The organism is Amphritea sp. (assembly GCF_016744155.1).
GTDB lineage: Bacteria > Pseudomonadota > Gammaproteobacteria > Pseudomonadales > Balneatricaceae > Amphritea.
Map to the genome: position 1 here is coordinate 547,837 of NZ_JADGEW010000001.1, position 15,663 is coordinate 563,499.

General features: G+C 46.8%; 17 protein-coding genes. 7 read left to right on the forward strand and 10 right to left on the reverse strand.

Annotated elements, in window-relative coordinates:
* Together QZZ54_RS02595 and epmB are read right to left on the reverse strand one after the other, a co-directional pair.
* Nucleotides 1–798 carry a glucosaminidase domain-containing protein gene (locus QZZ54_RS02595; protein ID WP_290698131.1) on the reverse strand — a complete coding sequence of 266 codons (798 nt, stop codon included), beginning with the start codon at nucleotides 796–798 and terminating at the stop codon, nucleotides 1–3.
* A gap of 7 nt (nucleotides 799–805) precedes the next feature.
* On the reverse strand, nucleotides 806–1,816 hold the full coding sequence (epmB, locus tag QZZ54_RS02600; protein WP_290698134.1) for an EF-P beta-lysylation protein EpmB: 1,011 nt from the start codon (nucleotides 1,814–1,816) through the stop codon (nucleotides 806–808).
* Between the two features lie 109 nt (nucleotides 1,817–1,925).
* Here epmB and efp point away from each other — a divergent pair, with 109 nt between their 5' ends.
* Entirely contained in the window at nucleotides 1,926–2,489 is a 564-nt protein-coding gene (gene efp / locus QZZ54_RS02605; RefSeq protein WP_290698137.1) for an elongation factor P, read from the forward strand.
* Between the two features lie 335 nt (nucleotides 2,490–2,824).
* Nucleotides 2,825–3,796, forward strand: coding sequence for an EF-P lysine aminoacylase EpmA (gene epmA, locus QZZ54_RS02610; protein WP_290698140.1), 972 nt, complete (start codon nucleotides 2,825–2,827; stop codon nucleotides 3,794–3,796).
* 174 nt (nucleotides 3,797–3,970) lie between these two features.
* Here epmA and QZZ54_RS02615 read toward each other — a convergent pair whose 3' ends face one another.
* From QZZ54_RS02615 to QZZ54_RS02640, 6 genes are all read right to left on the reverse strand, one after another.
* Nucleotides 3,971–4,321 carry a DUF3147 family protein gene (locus QZZ54_RS02615; RefSeq protein WP_290698143.1) on the reverse strand — a complete coding sequence of 117 codons (351 nt, stop codon included), beginning with the start codon at nucleotides 4,319–4,321 and terminating at the stop codon, nucleotides 3,971–3,973.
* A 135-nt stretch (nucleotides 4,322–4,456) separates the two neighbouring features.
* Nucleotides 4,457–4,798 (reverse strand): DUF6488 family protein, encoded by a 342-nt coding sequence (locus QZZ54_RS02620; RefSeq protein WP_290698145.1) that lies wholly within the window; start codon nucleotides 4,796–4,798, stop codon nucleotides 4,457–4,459.
* A gap of 49 nt (nucleotides 4,799–4,847) precedes the next feature.
* The gene (locus tag QZZ54_RS02625; RefSeq protein ID WP_290698148.1) at nucleotides 4,848–5,447 is read right to left on the reverse strand and encodes a hypothetical protein; all 600 of its coding nucleotides are present in this window, start codon (nucleotides 5,445–5,447) and stop codon (nucleotides 4,848–4,850) included.
* Nucleotides 5,448–5,457: 10 nt separating this feature from the next.
* Nucleotides 5,458–6,189: a HupE/UreJ family protein gene (locus tag QZZ54_RS02630; RefSeq protein ID WP_290698190.1), complete on the reverse strand. Its 732-nt coding sequence runs from the start codon at nucleotides 6,187–6,189 to the stop codon at nucleotides 5,458–5,460.
* A gap of 778 nt (nucleotides 6,190–6,967) precedes the next feature.
* Nucleotides 6,968–7,264, reverse strand: a complete 297-nt coding sequence (locus QZZ54_RS02635; RefSeq protein WP_290698151.1) for a hypothetical protein — start codon at nucleotides 7,262–7,264, stop codon at nucleotides 6,968–6,970.
* Nucleotides 7,265–7,756: 492 nt separating this feature from the next.
* Complete coding sequence (locus QZZ54_RS02640; protein WP_290698155.1) at nucleotides 7,757–8,914, reverse strand: PatB family C-S lyase; 1,158 nt, start codon at nucleotides 8,912–8,914, stop codon at nucleotides 7,757–7,759.
* Nucleotides 8,915–9,159: 245 nt separating this feature from the next.
* Between QZZ54_RS02640 and QZZ54_RS02645 the strand changes: the two genes are divergently transcribed.
* From QZZ54_RS02645 to QZZ54_RS02660, 4 genes are read left to right on the forward strand one after another with little or no spacing between them, the layout of a single operon-like run.
* Nucleotides 9,160–10,698 (forward strand): 2-isopropylmalate synthase, encoded by a 1,539-nt coding sequence (locus tag QZZ54_RS02645; protein ID WP_290698158.1) that lies wholly within the window; start codon nucleotides 9,160–9,162, stop codon nucleotides 10,696–10,698.
* A gap of 35 nt (nucleotides 10,699–10,733) precedes the next feature.
* Nucleotides 10,734–11,651, forward strand: coding sequence for a hypothetical protein (locus QZZ54_RS02650; RefSeq protein ID WP_290698162.1), 918 nt, complete (start codon nucleotides 10,734–10,736; stop codon nucleotides 11,649–11,651).
* Nucleotides 11,641–12,111 (forward strand): ribosomal protein S18-alanine N-acetyltransferase, encoded by a 471-nt coding sequence (gene rimI / locus QZZ54_RS02655; RefSeq protein ID WP_290698164.1) that lies wholly within the window; start codon nucleotides 11,641–11,643, stop codon nucleotides 12,109–12,111. The genes QZZ54_RS02650 and rimI overlap by 11 nt, the downstream gene beginning before the upstream one ends.
* Before the next feature lie 31 nt (nucleotides 12,112–12,142).
* Entirely contained in the window at nucleotides 12,143–12,811 is a 669-nt protein-coding gene (locus tag QZZ54_RS02660) for an energy-coupling factor ABC transporter permease (protein WP_290698166.1), read from the forward strand.
* 8 nt (nucleotides 12,812–12,819) lie between these two features.
* On the opposite strand, the gene QZZ54_RS02665 is transcribed toward QZZ54_RS02660, so the two are convergent.
* A complete protein-coding gene (locus QZZ54_RS02665) occupies nucleotides 12,820–13,371 on the reverse strand; it encodes a response regulator transcription factor (RefSeq protein WP_290698168.1) in 552 nt (183 codons plus the stop codon).
* A complete protein-coding gene (locus QZZ54_RS02670) occupies nucleotides 13,361–14,635 on the reverse strand; it encodes an ATP-binding protein (RefSeq protein ID WP_290698170.1) in 1,275 nt (424 codons plus the stop codon). Before QZZ54_RS02670 ends, QZZ54_RS02665 begins: the two co-directional genes overlap by 11 nt.
* A 314-nt stretch (nucleotides 14,636–14,949) precedes the next feature.
* Here QZZ54_RS02670 and QZZ54_RS02675 point away from each other — a divergent pair, with 314 nt between their 5' ends.
* On the forward strand, nucleotides 14,950–15,480 hold the full coding sequence (locus QZZ54_RS02675) for a hypothetical protein (protein WP_290698172.1): 531 nt from the start codon (nucleotides 14,950–14,952) through the stop codon (nucleotides 15,478–15,480).
* The last annotated feature ends 183 nt before the right edge of the window (nucleotides 15,481–15,663 follow it).

The window sequence follows — 15,663 nt, forward strand, 5'->3', positions numbered from 1 at the left end:
TCAGAGATGATAGCTGTCGTATTGGCTTAAATTGTTTTGCCGAATCATTGTGCTGAGTCGCTGTATATAAGTTTCACCTAACTCACTATAACGGCTCAGATGCTGAATTAGCTGGAGACTATTCTGGGTATGCTGAGTGGCCGCTCTTAATTCTTGATATGCACTGCCTCGTCCCAGAGTTAGCTGATAATCATTAATTGCCCCCAGCAATGAGTCATATCGTTTCACATAAACCGCTTTACCATCACGCAGTTGGCTAGCCATGATTCTTTTTTCAGTTGGATCGAATGACCAGACGCCAAAAACATTCATCGCTTGGCGGAAAAAACGTGAGCTGCCCCAGCCAGTTTCTATGGCTGCTTGCGCCAGAATGAGGCTGTTGGGCAGGTCGATCATTCTCCTGCTGAGTTCAGTGACAGAACCTACCCGGTATAACGTTACCAGTTGATTCAGCCAAATCTGCTCAGTAGCGCTTATATTCGGTTTAGCCAGTACTTTGTTTAGTCGGTTTCTCTGCTCTTTTAATGTTGCTTTGCTGATCAGAATGGCGGGTAACAGCATGGCAATAAAACGTTGTTTCTTCTCCGCGATTGGCAGCCCTTTTAATGAGACTACTGAGGTATAAGCGACGGGTAGCACCGGGTTGCTGAGTTCGACAATATCAACAGGGGAACTCAATGCTTTGTAAGTGATAGGGATGCCAGAGCTGTTTTGCTGATCAGCTATCTGTATCAACGCGCCGAAGCCAAACATCAATAGCGCGATAAATAATAGAAACCTCTGCAGCTGCGGGTACATGAACTTTCTACTCCTGACCTGGGATTAATAGGGTTTTGCTTCCCCGCCCAGGTATCTCCCGGGCTAATTTCGGTACCAGATAGCCCGGTAGTTGATCTTGCAACTGGCTAATGATCTGTTTGGCTTCATTATCGGGGACATCGAAATGAGCAGCGCCTTTGACTGGATCAAAGGTGAAGAGATAGTAGGGTAACACGCCGATATCAAAAAGTTTTTCACTTAATTCTTTAAGTGTTGCGACGCTATCGTTAACGCCTCGTAACAGCACCGCCTGATTCAGAACAGTAACTCCTGCATGCTTTAGCTGCTCAACTGCCTTTGCCACAGCAGTATCCAGCTCTTGTGGATGGTTGCTGTGAATCACAGTGACTACTTTGAGCGTTGTTTGGCTAAACAGGTTCGTGAGTGACGTAGTGATTCGCTGCGGTAGAACCACCGGAAGTCGACTATGAATACGCAAGCGGGTCAGGTGGGGGATTTCTTGAAGATCTCCTATGAGTTGTTTCAATCGAGCGTCACTAGAGACGAGGGGGTCTCCTCCAGAAAAAATTACTTCGGTGATACTGGTGTCAGCAGCGATGTAATCAAGGATTTTCTGCCACTGTTCTGGCCCCAAGCGGTTTTCATCGTAGGGGAAGTGCCGGCGAAAACAGTATCGGCAGTTAATGGCACAGGCACCGGTTAGTATCACTAAAACCCGACCTTTGTATTTATGGATCAGACCGTCGACCGGGTTGCTGCTCATCTCTTCTAAAGGGTCACTGATGAAGCCAGGAACGGTTTCTAACTCTTCGCCAAGGGGCAGTACCTGACGTAGTAGTGGGTCATCGGGGTTCGCTTTCTCTATTCGGTCTAACCAGGGGCGGGGAACACGCATGGCAAATTCCAGGCTGGCGCGATTGGCCCCTTCCAATAATGAATCGGGAAGCTGCAGATAGCTAAGTAGCTCTTCCGGACTCTTTAAAGTCTGGCTGAGCAGTGTTTGCCAAGTGTCTGGCAGCTTGATAGTTGAGTTCATATAGGAATATTTTCGCGGAAAATTTGCTCGCATTCTCCTTTCAAGTAGAATGTGTGTCAATTTTGCGGTGGCAAGTGTTCACCAGATTATAATTTATTTTGAGATCGTTATGGCAAATTACCCATCGAACCAGTTTAAGAACGGCCTGAAAGTGATGATTGAGGGCGATCCATGCTCAATGGTAGATGTTGAATTCGTTAAGCCGGGTAAAGGCCAGGCTTTCACCCGGGTAAAACTGAAGAATCTTATTACTGGCCGCAGCTGGGAGCGTACCTTTAAGTCGAATGAAACAGCTGAAGGCGCTGATGTAATGGATACTGATATGGAGTATCTGTACTGCGATGGCGAGATGTGGCACTTCATGGATCCGCAAAGCTTCGATCAGGTTGCTGCAGACAAAACGGCTATTGGTGATGCTCATCAGTGGCTGAAAGAACAGGATAAATGCCTGGTTACCCTGTGGAATAACAACCCGATTTCAATCACACCGCCAAACTTTGTTGAACTGGAAGTCACCGAGACTGATCCTGGCCTCAAAGGTGATACTGCTCAGGGTGGTTCTAAGCCTGCGACATTGCAGTCGGGCGCTGTTGTGCGTGTACCGTTGTTTATTGAACAAGGCGATGTGTTGAAGATTGATACGCGGAGTGGTGACTACGTCTCCCGCGCTTAAAAATTGTTTGAATGCTATTGCGCTTGCGATAGCTGCGTTATAAACCGGTTCGCAATGCTCATTAAGGCGACTTAACTCCGCCTGCTCACCGGTTTATGCCTTGCTCTCACTGCGCTCATAACGCATTCAAATCAATTTTTTATAATTATTAATGGCAGCCTCGGCTGCCATTTTTATGTAAAGGATGTGCAGTATGCCGCGAGCGCATGGGCGCGCAAGAGCGGCGATGTACAGGACGTACAGTATGCTACAAGCGCAGGGATGCGCAGGAGTGGTGAAAGCAGGATGTATGGTATGCCGCGGGCACGACGGTTTATATTGAAAGGTGATGTCTGATGAGTGAATTGTGGAAAGCGACGGCGTCGGTTGAAAATCTGCGTAAGCGGGCGGAGATCTTTACACAGATCCGTGGTTTTTTTGCTGAGCGGGATGTGCTGGAGGTGGAAACGCCACTGATGACGACTGCTGCTGTCAGTGATCCCTATATCGATACCATCGAGTGTCGCTATCACCCGTTGCCAGAACAGCAGGGGCAAATACGCTATCTACAAAGTTCCCCTGAATACGCCATGAAGCGTCTGCTTGCGTCGGGCAGCGGTGCGATCTATCAAATCTGTAAGGCGTTTCGTAATGGGGAGTATGGTAAGCGCCATAATCCTGAATTCACTATGTTGGAATGGTATCGCCCCGGTTTTGATCATCACCGATTAATGGATGAAGTTGAGGCGTTGGTGGTGCCGTTACTTGGGCTTACCGCCTGTCAACGGATAAGCTACGGTGAACTGTTTAAGCAGTATCTGAATATTGACCCTTATTCAGCTACGGCCGAAGAGCTTGCAGTTATTACCCGCGAGCATATCGAGCTGGAGATGGACGATGACAACCGGGATAACTGGCTTAACCTGCTGATGTCCCATGTGATAGAGCCACAGCTGGTGGATAGTGGAGGCGTTTTTGTCTATGACTACCCTGCTAGTCAGGCAGCCCTTGCTAAGGTGATGACAAACAGTGCAGGTCAGGCTGTAGCCTGCCGGTTTGAGCTATTTGTTACTGGGATTGAGTTGGCTAATGGTTACTTTGAGCTAACTGATGCCGCTGAGCAGGCACGACGTTTTGCACAGGATATTGCTCAGCGCCAGGTTGAAGGGCTACCGGTACGGCCAACGGATAGCCTGCTGGTGGAGGCGCTGAAAAGCGGAATGCCAGAGTGCGCCGGTGTTGCCATGGGACTCGACCGATTAGTGATGTTGGCACAAGGCACGTCACAGATTAGTGACGTGATTGCCCTGCCGTTTGGCCGGGCTTGATAAGAGCAGAGGCTAGACCGCCGCTGCGCGGCTAGCTAGTTGTTAGAAAAAGCGTAAAGAACTGTTTGCAGAGAAACTGCACTCATTCCGTTTACTTGAGCTAGGGTGGAATAGCTTCTGCTCCGTGCCAAAAGCGGACACTTGGATGGCTACTATTTAGAAGTTTAAATTTATTTATAGCGTTAAATCAAAATATTTTGATGTCCCTATTAATAAGAAATAACAAACGACAGTAATTCCAATTGATATAACAAAGCTCAAATAAAAATTAACACCTTGCTTTAACAGCAAGGGTAATGACAAAAATAGAGATAATGACGGTATGATCAGCCAAAATATGCTGATTGAGAGGGTGCTTATCTTGGTAATATCTTTCGTTTCAATATAAAGCCAAAGTATAGCAAGTACTGAAATCAACGGAATGGAAGCCAACAATGACCCCATGAAAGAGCTTCGTTTAGCTATCTCTGAAATCGTAACGACCAAAAGCGTCGTTATAACAATTTTTAATATGTAATAAGCCATTGACGTTCTCCACGTCTAATCCTGTGATGACAGTAAAAAAAATATGATCTCATTGGTTCCTTGCCTTTTATTCAGCTAGGAAAAACGGAAAACTGTTATGTCTCAGAATTCCGTTTTAACTCCGCTTCCTACAGCTTAAATTTTATCTTCATATCCTGCGGATAGGATGTTTCCTAGCTCATCAATAAATATGAACAATTCATTTTTAGAAGAATCACTCGCTGCTGGGTTCTCGTAGCGCAGTACCCAGATTTTTCCTGATCCAGTATCTCGAAGATTTGTCTCTGCTCTTTCTGCTTCGCTCCATGAAGATTCAAGCCTATCACTAGCAAGTAGTTCATCGATGACTTTATCGGCACGTACAGTAGCTTCATGCTGGTTTACAGGCTCCATACGAGCATGACTAGAGTGCGCGCTGGCCATTCCTGAAAGCGCTGCGATTAGAATTCCGATGGTTAATGTCTTTATATTTAGCATAATTAAATTCCTAAAAGTTGGTGTAAGTAATACAGTACGGATAGTGTTATTAGGGCATGTAAAAAGCGTCATAAAACCCACTTGCAGTTAGATGTACTGTTACAGGTTCTGCGCCATTGTTTTTCCAATACCAGCCATGTGTACCGTCAAAAGGAGCACTAAAGGAACCACTAGATTGGGACTCATCACGTCCCAACCAATAGCTTGTAAATTTATCACCATCATTAATTTTCTCACCGTGCATATCGAAGTTTACAACCCCACCTTCAACCTCCCAGCTGAACGAAAAATTTTCACCCGCTTTCATTTTGGATTTAATTTCTGAACCTTGATTTGGTAGTAAGGTGACGGTTAGGGTATCAGAGCGATATTTCATATCACTTTTCCATACAGGATTTAGTCCTGTACTTAAGCTTGCCGTATTAGGGGTTATAGAAACCTCATCTTTTTTAATTTCAGTGGCGTTTGCAGTATTTAATACTGTTAGTCCAAGCCTCTCTCCAAAACCTGTAGGATCAATGCCATATTCGGCAGGTAAAATAGCCGTGATAAGCAACGTGCAGCCAGTTATAAATGCGAATGCGCTTGCTTTAATAAGGCTCTTACCAGAAGGAAGCTCTTCGTTGTTTAAATTAGATATGTCATGCATATTTCTTTCCTCAGGAAATTGTCAGATAACCCGTTAGCTGGTATCCCACTAATGTAAAACCAGAAAACATCAAAATAACGTTGGCTGCAAAAGCCTGTCGAGAGAATGATTGAGTTTTACGCCAGAAATTTATCACGATAAGAATCGCTCCGAGTGCGAGTATCTGTCCTAATTCAACTCCTACGTTGAAAGCTAGAATGTTCGCAATCAAACCCTCTTCAGATAGGGTGAAATCTTGAAGTTTGGTAGCAAGGCCAAAGCCGTGGAAGAAACCAAAGATCAAAACAGCAGCTTTAGTATTAGGTTGAAAACCAAACCACGTCCTGAATGCTCCAAGATTATCCAATGCTTTATAAACAACAGATAGCCCTATAATTGCGTCAACGATATAGGGATTAACATGTGTTTCACTGAGTACACCATAGAGCAATGTTATGCTGTGCCCCACCGCAAACAAAGTCACATAGATACTTACTTCTTTCATACGATAGAGGAAGAAAATAACGGCAACTAGAAACAATAGGTGATCATAGCCAGTTACCATGTGTTTTGCGCCGAGGTAGATATAGGGTATCAACTGTACGCCTGTAGCCTGCTCTATAAAAAGAGCATCACCTTCTGCTACCCCATGAGAAAATGCCGTAGGCACTACTCCTATCATTAATAATAAGACTACTAACAAGCACAGGAAGATATGTTGCGCAGACAGGGAAAAGCCCCATCGAAGATATGATGATTTCAGATTCACTCTGTAATCTCCGTAATAAAATCACGAATACTGTGGATCGCACGCGCTACCGCACACCAATACACAATTGAGAAAAATAGGGTAAATCAGACGATGGGAGGGCGAAGTAAATTTGAAAGAGATGGCTCTATTGGCATGTCATGAGAGTAAGAAGTTCTTGATGATCTGACAGAGCTTGTAGCGGGTATAAAAGCTGACCCAGGCATTTGGTTTTCAATTACGCCCATTGCATGCAGTAATAGGTGGCTGGCGTCAGATATTTCCGCATTTTCCGCATGTAAGTGACCTAAAATTGGCTCATGATAGTGCCCGTGCTCAATTGCCTGTATAGCTGGATTAATAGTAGGAGCTGCTGAATGCATGCTCTGTTCTACCACCAAAAAACCTCGACACAAAATAACTGCTATCAATATAAGAGCGATAGCCGCTAGGGTACGATTCATTGTAAGTGAGGAACTTTTAAGCATAAGAGGGATTCTAGCATAATTAATTAAGCCTTAGGATTTACTATGTTAAACGCATACCCTTAATATCTGCTTTGGGTTGTGGGTTCAGTGGATCGTTGCAACACACAGTCGAAAGCAGACCTTTTGGAAAAACGGCCGCGTTGGGTTTTATGCTCTTATCTAGCAAGTAAAACGCAGTTTTACGTCTAACCACTAGCGAGTTGCGCAGCAACGGTCTAGCTACTGAATCCTATGAAGCCAGTACGTAAGGCTGCTGAGACGCAGCCCAGATGTTTATGAGCAGAATAAGTGGTCTACTATAGGGTCTAGAGCAATTCACTCGGGTCGATAACAACGCCCAGGGAGTTTTTATCGATGAATTTGTCTTTAGCGGTTTCCTTGTATCGAAAGGTCACTTTCTTCCCTAATTCAATTCCCAGGATCTTGTCAGGCGATAGGTAGCGATAACTCTGAGAGTCAACGGTTAAGTGGTGGATGTAGTATTGAGGCATCCCAACCCAGTCATTAAAAGGGCCCTCTGTATCAATGGCTTCCATTATTCCCCGACCGACCAGCTTCGGATTAGGACTTTTATGCCCAGGTCCTTTAAAATTTCTTGCCATACCTACCCCCTAATTCAGATATCCGAAAAGATACTGCTATCTATTGGCTAACACCACAATAAATGCCGGCTTTAGAAAATTATATCGATAAATGTCTATATCTTACGAGGTCACACAACATCCCATTGGTGAGGAACGGAAGTGAGTCTCATTATTTCATCGCATTTAGAGCAAGTGTAAACCGTATCGTTGAAACTGTTGTTTCTTAGTACGTACTCGGCTGGAATAGCGATTGGTTGCTCTTTAAGTACAACCTTACATATGTCGCAACAAGTTATTCCCATGTTTCGCTACCTAACCCTACAAATTTGCCTTATTTAAGGTCAGCATCTTACGTTACATGTATTGGCGCCGGCATTTACTTGTACTCACTTTGCGATGTCCGCTTAGGGTCGATAATGGGCATCAGGAATCACTGCTTTTTCTAGCAAGTAAAATGAGAGTTCGCGTCTAATCACAAGTAAACGACGCAGTCATGTTGAGCTACTTTTATTAGCCTCCGGGTAAGTGGCTGAGCATCGCACGGCGGATCCGGTCCACTGCTTCAACTACCATGCTTCGGGTACAGCCAAAGTTTAGTCGCATGAAACGGTCATCGCCGAAATCCCGGCCAGGTGACATACCTACACCCGCTTGTTCAAAAAAGTGAGCTGGGTTTTCCAGTTTAGCGGCGGATACGTCTATCCAGGCGAGGTAGGTGGCTTCGACTTGATTGAGCTTTAAGCCCGGAATTTGATTGATCTCATTGACCAGGTAGTCCCGATTGCCTTTCAGGTAATCTAGCTGTTGCTGATGCCAGCTACCGCCTTCTTTGTAGGCCGCCAGAGTAGCGGTATAACCAAGTAGATTCACATCGGGCACTATCCCTTTGCGTACTTGTTGGAACTGTTTGCGCAGAGCTGCATCGGGGATGATAGCAAAAGAACAGCCGAGCCCTGCGATGTTAAAGGTTTTACTGGGTGCCATCAAAGTGATCGATTTTGCGGCTATCTCGTTGTTCAGTGATGCCAGGGGGGTATGTAGTAGTCCAGGCTCCAAAATCAGATCACAGTGAATCTCATCGGAGCAGACGGTTAGCTCATGCCTGAGGCAGATCTCACTTAATTGCTCAAGCTCCTCCCGGGTGTATACAGTACCGCCCGGGTTATGCGGATTGCAGAACAGCAGCAGTGTTGTAGTGTCGGTGATGGACTGCTCCAGAGCTTCGAAATCGATCAGCCAGCGTTGTTCCTGCTCAATCATCGGGATACTGATCAGTTTTCGATCAGAGAGTCGTGGGGCCGACATAAACGGCGGATAGACTGGTTTGGCGGTGGCTACTGCATCCTGACTGACTCCGACACTGCGACAGGCCAGGTTTAGTCCGCAGACCAGACCAGGTAACCAGACCAGCCATTCTGTCTGTACCGTCCAGTTATATTGAGATTCCATCCGCTCGATAATCAGTTGGTTGAGTTCGGCTGGCGTGTTGGTATAACCAAAGATTCCATGATCAACCCGTGACTGTAACGCTTCGATCACCGCTGGTGGTGCCATAAAATCGGTATCAGCGACCCACATGGGGAGAATGTCGGTATCCCGGTACTTTTCCCACTTCTGACTGAAGGTTGTATGGCGGTCGATAGGCTGATCGAAGCGATCACTATTCATCGGCTGAATCCCTTTAATTTAGCGACTAACAGACGGGTATTTGTACGTCATTGAGTTGCAAATAACCATCAGAAAGTTATATTAGGCGGTAATAGATAATATAGCGGCTATCATCATAATTTCAGATATTTTTTTATCTTTTTTGATCAATAGCCCATCACCTGCCGCGCTCTTTTTCGGCAAGTCATAGCAGTCTTTTCGCAGCACTGAAGCAGTGTTAGCCAATCAGTTTCTGGAGTCCGGTCATGACCGATAATAACCGTGTAATTATTTTTGATACTACCTTGCGTGATGGTGAGCAGAGCCCCGGCGCATCCATGACCCGTGAAGAGAAACTGCGCATTGCTAAGCAGCTGGAAAAGATGCGGGTTGATGTTATTGAAGCGGGCTTTGCTATTGCCTCTCCCGGTGATTTTGAGTCGGTAAAAGCGATCGCTGATACTATTCAGGATAGTACCATTTGTTCTCTGTCCCGGGCTCTTGACGCTGATATTGACCGCGCGGGTGAAGCGCTGGTGAACGCTAACTCAGGCCGTATACATACCTTTATCGCCACCTCGCCTATTCACATGAAATACAAGCTGCAGATGGACCCTGATAAAGTGGTAGAACAGGCGGTCTATGCGGTTAAACGGGCGCGTAACCTGATTAGCGACGTGGAATTCTCACTGGAGGATGCCAGCCGTTCTGAGTTTGATTTTATGTGCCGGATCATCGAGAAAGTGATCGATGCCGGTGCCCGCACCATCAATATTCCGGATACCGTAGGCTATGCCGTACCGGAAGAGTTTGGTTATACCCTGAAGCAACTGCTGGAACGAATTCCAAATGCAGATAAAGCGATATTCTCGGTTCACTGCCATAACGATCTGGGTCTGGCTGTCGCAAACTCTCTGGCGGCGGTTAGTGCCGGAGCTCGACAGGTGGAGTGTACGATTAACGGCTTAGGTGAGCGTGCGGGTAACGCTTCGCTGGAAGAGATAGTGATGGCGCTGCGCACTCGTCAGGATGTGTTAGGACTGCATACCGGCATCGATACGACGCAGATAGTTCCTGCGTCCCGTCTTGTTTCCAGTGTTACCGGCTTTCCGGTGCAGCCAAACAAAGCGATAGTCGGGGCTAATGCCTTTGCACATGAATCCGGTATTCATCAGGATGGAGTGCTGAAACACCGCGAAACTTATGAAATTATGACCGCCCAGGATGTTGGCTGGAACGCTAACAAAATGGTGATGGGCAAACATTCGGGTCGCAGTGCATTCCGTGCCCGTTTGGAAGAGCTAGGCACTACCTTTGAATCCGATGCTGAACTGAATACAGCGTTTGCACGGTTTAAAGATCTGGCGGACAAGAAGCACGAAATTTTTGATGAAGATCTTCAGGCGCTGGTCAGCGATGCCCGCACTTCACACTATGAGAAGTTTAAGCTGAGCAGCTTGTCAGTGACTTCGCAAACAGGTGAAACGCCAGTAGCGAAGGTAACCGTTGCCATGAATGATTCCGAGCAGACGGGTGAAGCTGACGGCAGTGGCCCTGTTGATGCTGCACTCAAAGCCATTGAATCTATTGTTCAGTCTGGCGCGTCACTGGAACTGTATTCGGTGAATGCGATCACCAGTGGTACCGATTCTCAGGGCGAGGTGACTGTAAGGCTTGAGAAGGGCGGAAGGATTGTCAATGGTCTGGGTGCTGATACCGATATCATTATCGCGTCGGCTAAAGCCTATATTCATGCACTGAATATGCTTGAATCTACCGAAGAGAAAGCGCACCCTCAGGTGTGAACCAGTCGGAAATTAAGCTATAAGGGCAACAGGATATGGAGCAGTCGCTGCGACATCAGTATCTGGAAACAATGGGCATTGCTAGCTGGTTACCACGCCGACAGCTGCCCGGTGCGCGCCCCACACCTGATTGGGTGTGGGAATACTGCTGGCCAGAAAGTGAATCAGCTCAATCGCTGGATAATCCCCAGAGAACGGCTGCGTCTTTCCTTCATCCGGCCGACCGTGCCATTGCAGCGAAGCAAGCCCGGGCAGAACTCAGTGCCAGCTTTGGTGCAACCGTTGAGGCGAAACCAGAGAAAATAAAGGTTCAGCCGACGCCGCAGCCAGCCACCCCACCTGAATCTGTACCTCTACCAGTCGCTGAAGTCTTGGCTGTTTCTCAGCCCGATGCGCCAGTGATTGATCTGCCTGAGCCAGCTGAACAAACTGAGCAGAAACCCTTTAAATTAGCCTTTATGGCCTATCAGGACTGTTTGGTGATCGATTCACTGCCGCCGGTATCCTCAGCCACACGGCAGGGGAGTGGTCAGGCGGATGCTCATCACCAGATTTTGTTGGATAAAATTCTTCGCTCCATCGGTTTGGTTGGCGGCAGTGCCGCTGATTACTACACTCTGCCCTGGCCGATGTTTGCCAGTAAATCACTGGATCAGGGGGCCGAACAGGCGCGCCTCACAGTACAACATAAGCTGAAGAAGAGCTTAGAAAAATCCCCGGTGAAAACGGTGCTGCTATTGGGGGAGTCAGCCGCTCAGATGGTACTTGAACGGGGAGAGTCTCTAGATCAATTGCGTGGCATGCTGTTCAGCCTGCGTTCCGATGTTAAAACCCTGGCTAGTGCTAGTTTGACAGAGATGATGATGTTGCCGGGTTGTAAGCGGGAGGTCTGGAGTGATCTTCAGCCACTGTTGGATCACCTGCGACAGACAACGGTTATCGATGAGCAGTAAGTCCATACGCTTGTTAGTGGCAGAGGATCTGCCTTCCCTTTCTGAAATTGAAGCCTGTTGTTTTATCCCGCCATGGTCCGATAGTCAGCTACACTCGTATATAACCGGAGATCGATTTTTATCTGTGGGCCTGTGGCAGAGTGGACAACTAAACGGCTTTGCCCTGCTATCTACTGTGTTGGATGAAGCAGAGTTGTTACAGATAGCCACTCGGCCCGGTCTGCGCGGTAAGGGGTTAGCAGAGGACGTACTGAAATTTGCCCATGAGCAACTTCATCGCCGGGGAGTTGTCCGTAACATGCTTGAAGTACGCAGTTCAAACGTTGCTGCGTTAAGCCTTTATCGACGTTTAGGCTATCAGCAGGATGGTCTACGTAAAGGTTATTACCCGACCGATATAGGGAGGGAGGATGCGGTTTTAATGAGCTGTAGCAATCTTCCTGAGTTCATAGCAGGGTAGTATCAGTACAGTTTCATAAACGGATTCCGATATGAATTTAACCACTGATCTGATTAGCGGCTTCTGGTTCTGGTTCGCACAGGTGGGCTATTTTACGCTATTGGGTTTTGCACTCTGGTCTGCTCCCTGGTCAACGTTGTTCAGTAGTCGTCAGCTTCAGCATCTGTTGTTAGGCACCACTGTCGGTTTGATGTTGTTGTGGCAGATGCGTGCAGGTGTCTCTCCTGGACTAGGTATTCACTTTCTCGGTGTCACCGTACTGACCCTGATGTTTGGCTGGGACCTGGCGATCCTTTCGGCTAGTCTGGCGCTTCTGGGGACAACATTAATAGGGCATGAAGTCTGGAATGGTTTTGCTATCAACGGCCTCAGTACTATCGTTATTCCTGTGTTGGTAAGTTATGGTATTTTGCGCAGGGTTGAAGCAAAACTGCCAACCAATTTCTTTATCTATCTGTTTCTTTGCGCTTTCCTGGGGGCTGGTGTGGCAACCCTTTGTGGCGGCCTGAGCATGAGTTTTCTACTCTGGATAAGTGATGTATACAGTGGCGAAAAAATCTATCAGGAATATATTCAGATATTGCCGCTGATTATGTTTCCTGAGGGGCTCCTGAACGGCATTATTATGACCGGCATGATGGTGTTTTATCCCGACTGGATTCGCACCTTTGATGCTAAAAAGTATATCGATGATCAGTAACTAGAGTGTTAGTGCTCTTCTCTGACGGGGCGTTTCTGCAGCTTGCGTTGCAAGGTTCTGCGGTGCATGCCAAGCGCGCGGGCGGTGGCAGAAATGTTTCCATCATGCTCGATCAGTACCTTCTGAATATGTTCCCACTCTAATCGCCCTACCGACATAGGTTTGTCTGCGATCTCAATACCTGGGTCGGGTTCTGTAACATTCAGCTTAGCCAGGATTTGATCGGTATCAGCAGGTTTGGCCAGATAATCGCTAGCGCCTAGTTTTATCGCTTCGACAGCGGTAGAGATGCTGGCATAACCGGTCAGAATAAGGATTTTAATATTGGGATTAAGGGCTTTTAATCTGGGCACCAGAGTGATGCCGGATGCACCATCCATTTTGAGATCCAGGGTTGCCAGATCTGGCGTGAAACTTTCCAGCAGGTGCAGAGCCTGTTCGGCAGAACTGGCCACTGCGGTTTCATACCCCCGGCGTTGAATTGCCTTGTTCAGTACCCGGGTAAATGTTTCATCATCATCGACAATAAGAAATTTAACTGAGGAGTCATTAGTGTTCATCGTTTTGATGCTCCTTGATGATAGGTAGTTTTACTTCGGTCAGGGTGCCGCCTTCTGGTTGATTGAAAAGCCGGACTTCTCCGCCGTAGCTGTCCAGAGCGGAAGCGGTTAGGAATAGGCCTATTCCCAGCCCCTTACCCTTGGTCGTTATAAATGGACTACCCAGTTTTTCCACCTGCTCAAGTGGAATGCCCGGTCCCTGATCTTTTATGCTAAAGAGGATCTGTTGATAATCTGATGATATCTCTATCTGCAACGGCTTATCCGAAGCATCGGCAGCATTATTTAAGAGGTTAATAAATGCCTGCTGTAGAGGGATAGAGCTGAACACTGTTGGTTTGCCGTTGAGATGAATTTCGGGTGGGTTAAAGTTCGCAGTGGGTCGCAAAAACAGCCAACGATCCAATAACTCACGAAAGAACTGTTCGGCAGGCAGTGGGCGTGAATCTCTCTGCTCTTGTTTTACGGATTCTGCCAGATGTTTTAAGCGGTCGGAACAGTTCTCAACCTGAGATTGAAGTAGCTCAATATCGTCAAGGAGCTCAGTATTATCACTGTGGTCTAACTGCATCTCATGCAGTACAACCCGCATGGTGGCCAGTGGAGTACCCATCTCATGGGCCGTACCTGCTGCCATCGTTGCAAGAGATAGCAGTTGCTGGTTACGGAGATTCTGTTCCCGTGTTCGGTTTAGTTTCACCTCTTGACGCTGTAGGTTCTCCCGGATATTGACGACAAACCAGGTGATCAGTAATGCAGTCAGGATAAAATTGACCCACATACCTGCCATATGCAGATTGAATAATGCTGTAGCCTGATGCTGATGCCCGGTATCCGGCAGGGTGATGGGGATGAAATAACGCATCAGTAGGCTGTAGCTGATAGTTACCAGAAAGGCTGTCAGCCAGATGAATTTCTTTGGCAGAGAAGTTGCGCTGATAATTAATGGAATAAGTAGTAACGCGGAAAACGGGTTACCAGCCCCGCCGACCTGATAGAGCAGGCAGACATAAAAAGCAATATCGGCAACCAGTTGGAAGAAAAATTCCAGTTGGGTCAGTGGTAGTGGTGAGCGCAGCCGTATCAGCGATAACAGATTCAATAGCGCCATCGCCATCAGGGCAAAAGCGATTAGCCAGAAATTAAGGCTGACATGCAGGCCAAGATAGAGGTACAGCAGCAGCCCGCTCTGGCCAAAAATGGTGACCGTACGGATATAGCTGAGTTGCAGTAGCTGATGGCGGGTATTGCTGGTGTAGTTCATAACGCTAGCTTGGCAGAAAGCGAAATTATAACCAAGAGTCTTGTGTCATGGATGTGGCAGATTGTCGCACTGTTTCTGGTGAATGCTTGTAAGAAGAACTGTTTCTTTGGTATTTTTGCTTCACCTCATAGTTTTCAGCCGATCTGATAGTCATTGAGGATACTCAATTTCGGGGATATAAATCGGATCTGATGATGGAACCAAGTACGATTTTTAAGCGCTTACTTACTATAGCCTCACTACTGAGTATATCTACCTGCTATGCGCAGGATCAGCCGCCCATTAACTGCGATCTTGATGAGGTGCCAGCGTATGTGATCTCCTTTGACCAGGTTTTTACTAAGCTTATTAGTGATCAGCCCGATATGAAGGGTCGCCGTACTATTATCGCGACTACGGATATTAATTATCTTGAAGAAACAGGAGAGCGGTTGGATATCTCCGCAAGACTTCGCGGAGAAATACAATATAACCCGTATCAAAAAGAGCAGTGGGATACCCTCGAGGCTATATATACCTACCAGGCTCAAGATAATATCGCGCGGGTTCGGCTGCATGCATCGGATGAAAAGAGCGCTACTCCTTATAAACTGATTTCCGAGAGTGATCCAAGCAAGCCAATCGCGGGTTATCGGTGTAACTGGAGTGAAGTAGATGTTGCCGGTGTCCAGAAAACACAGTTGTGTCGTGCGGTTTTTTACGGTTGGATAATTCCTATTTACACGAGAAAAATAGCAGAAGGGCGGGATGTGCTGTTTTCTGAGGCGACGGACATTACCCAGCGGTGTATTAAAAAAGAGAGTTTATATGTTCCTGAAGACAAGCCCTGGAGATTTTCAAAATGAGAACGTTGCATTGTTGACAGTAGTCAGCAGAAAGGCGATCTGAACGTCATTGTTCAGTTATATTTTGATTAGTGTATATAGTGTCGTAGGATTGAATCTTATCTTTAGCCATCAGTGCTTTTTCGCCACCTATTCAAAGGGATTTTGAAATCGTATGTTTAGTGTTCCCATATACTCGTTTTA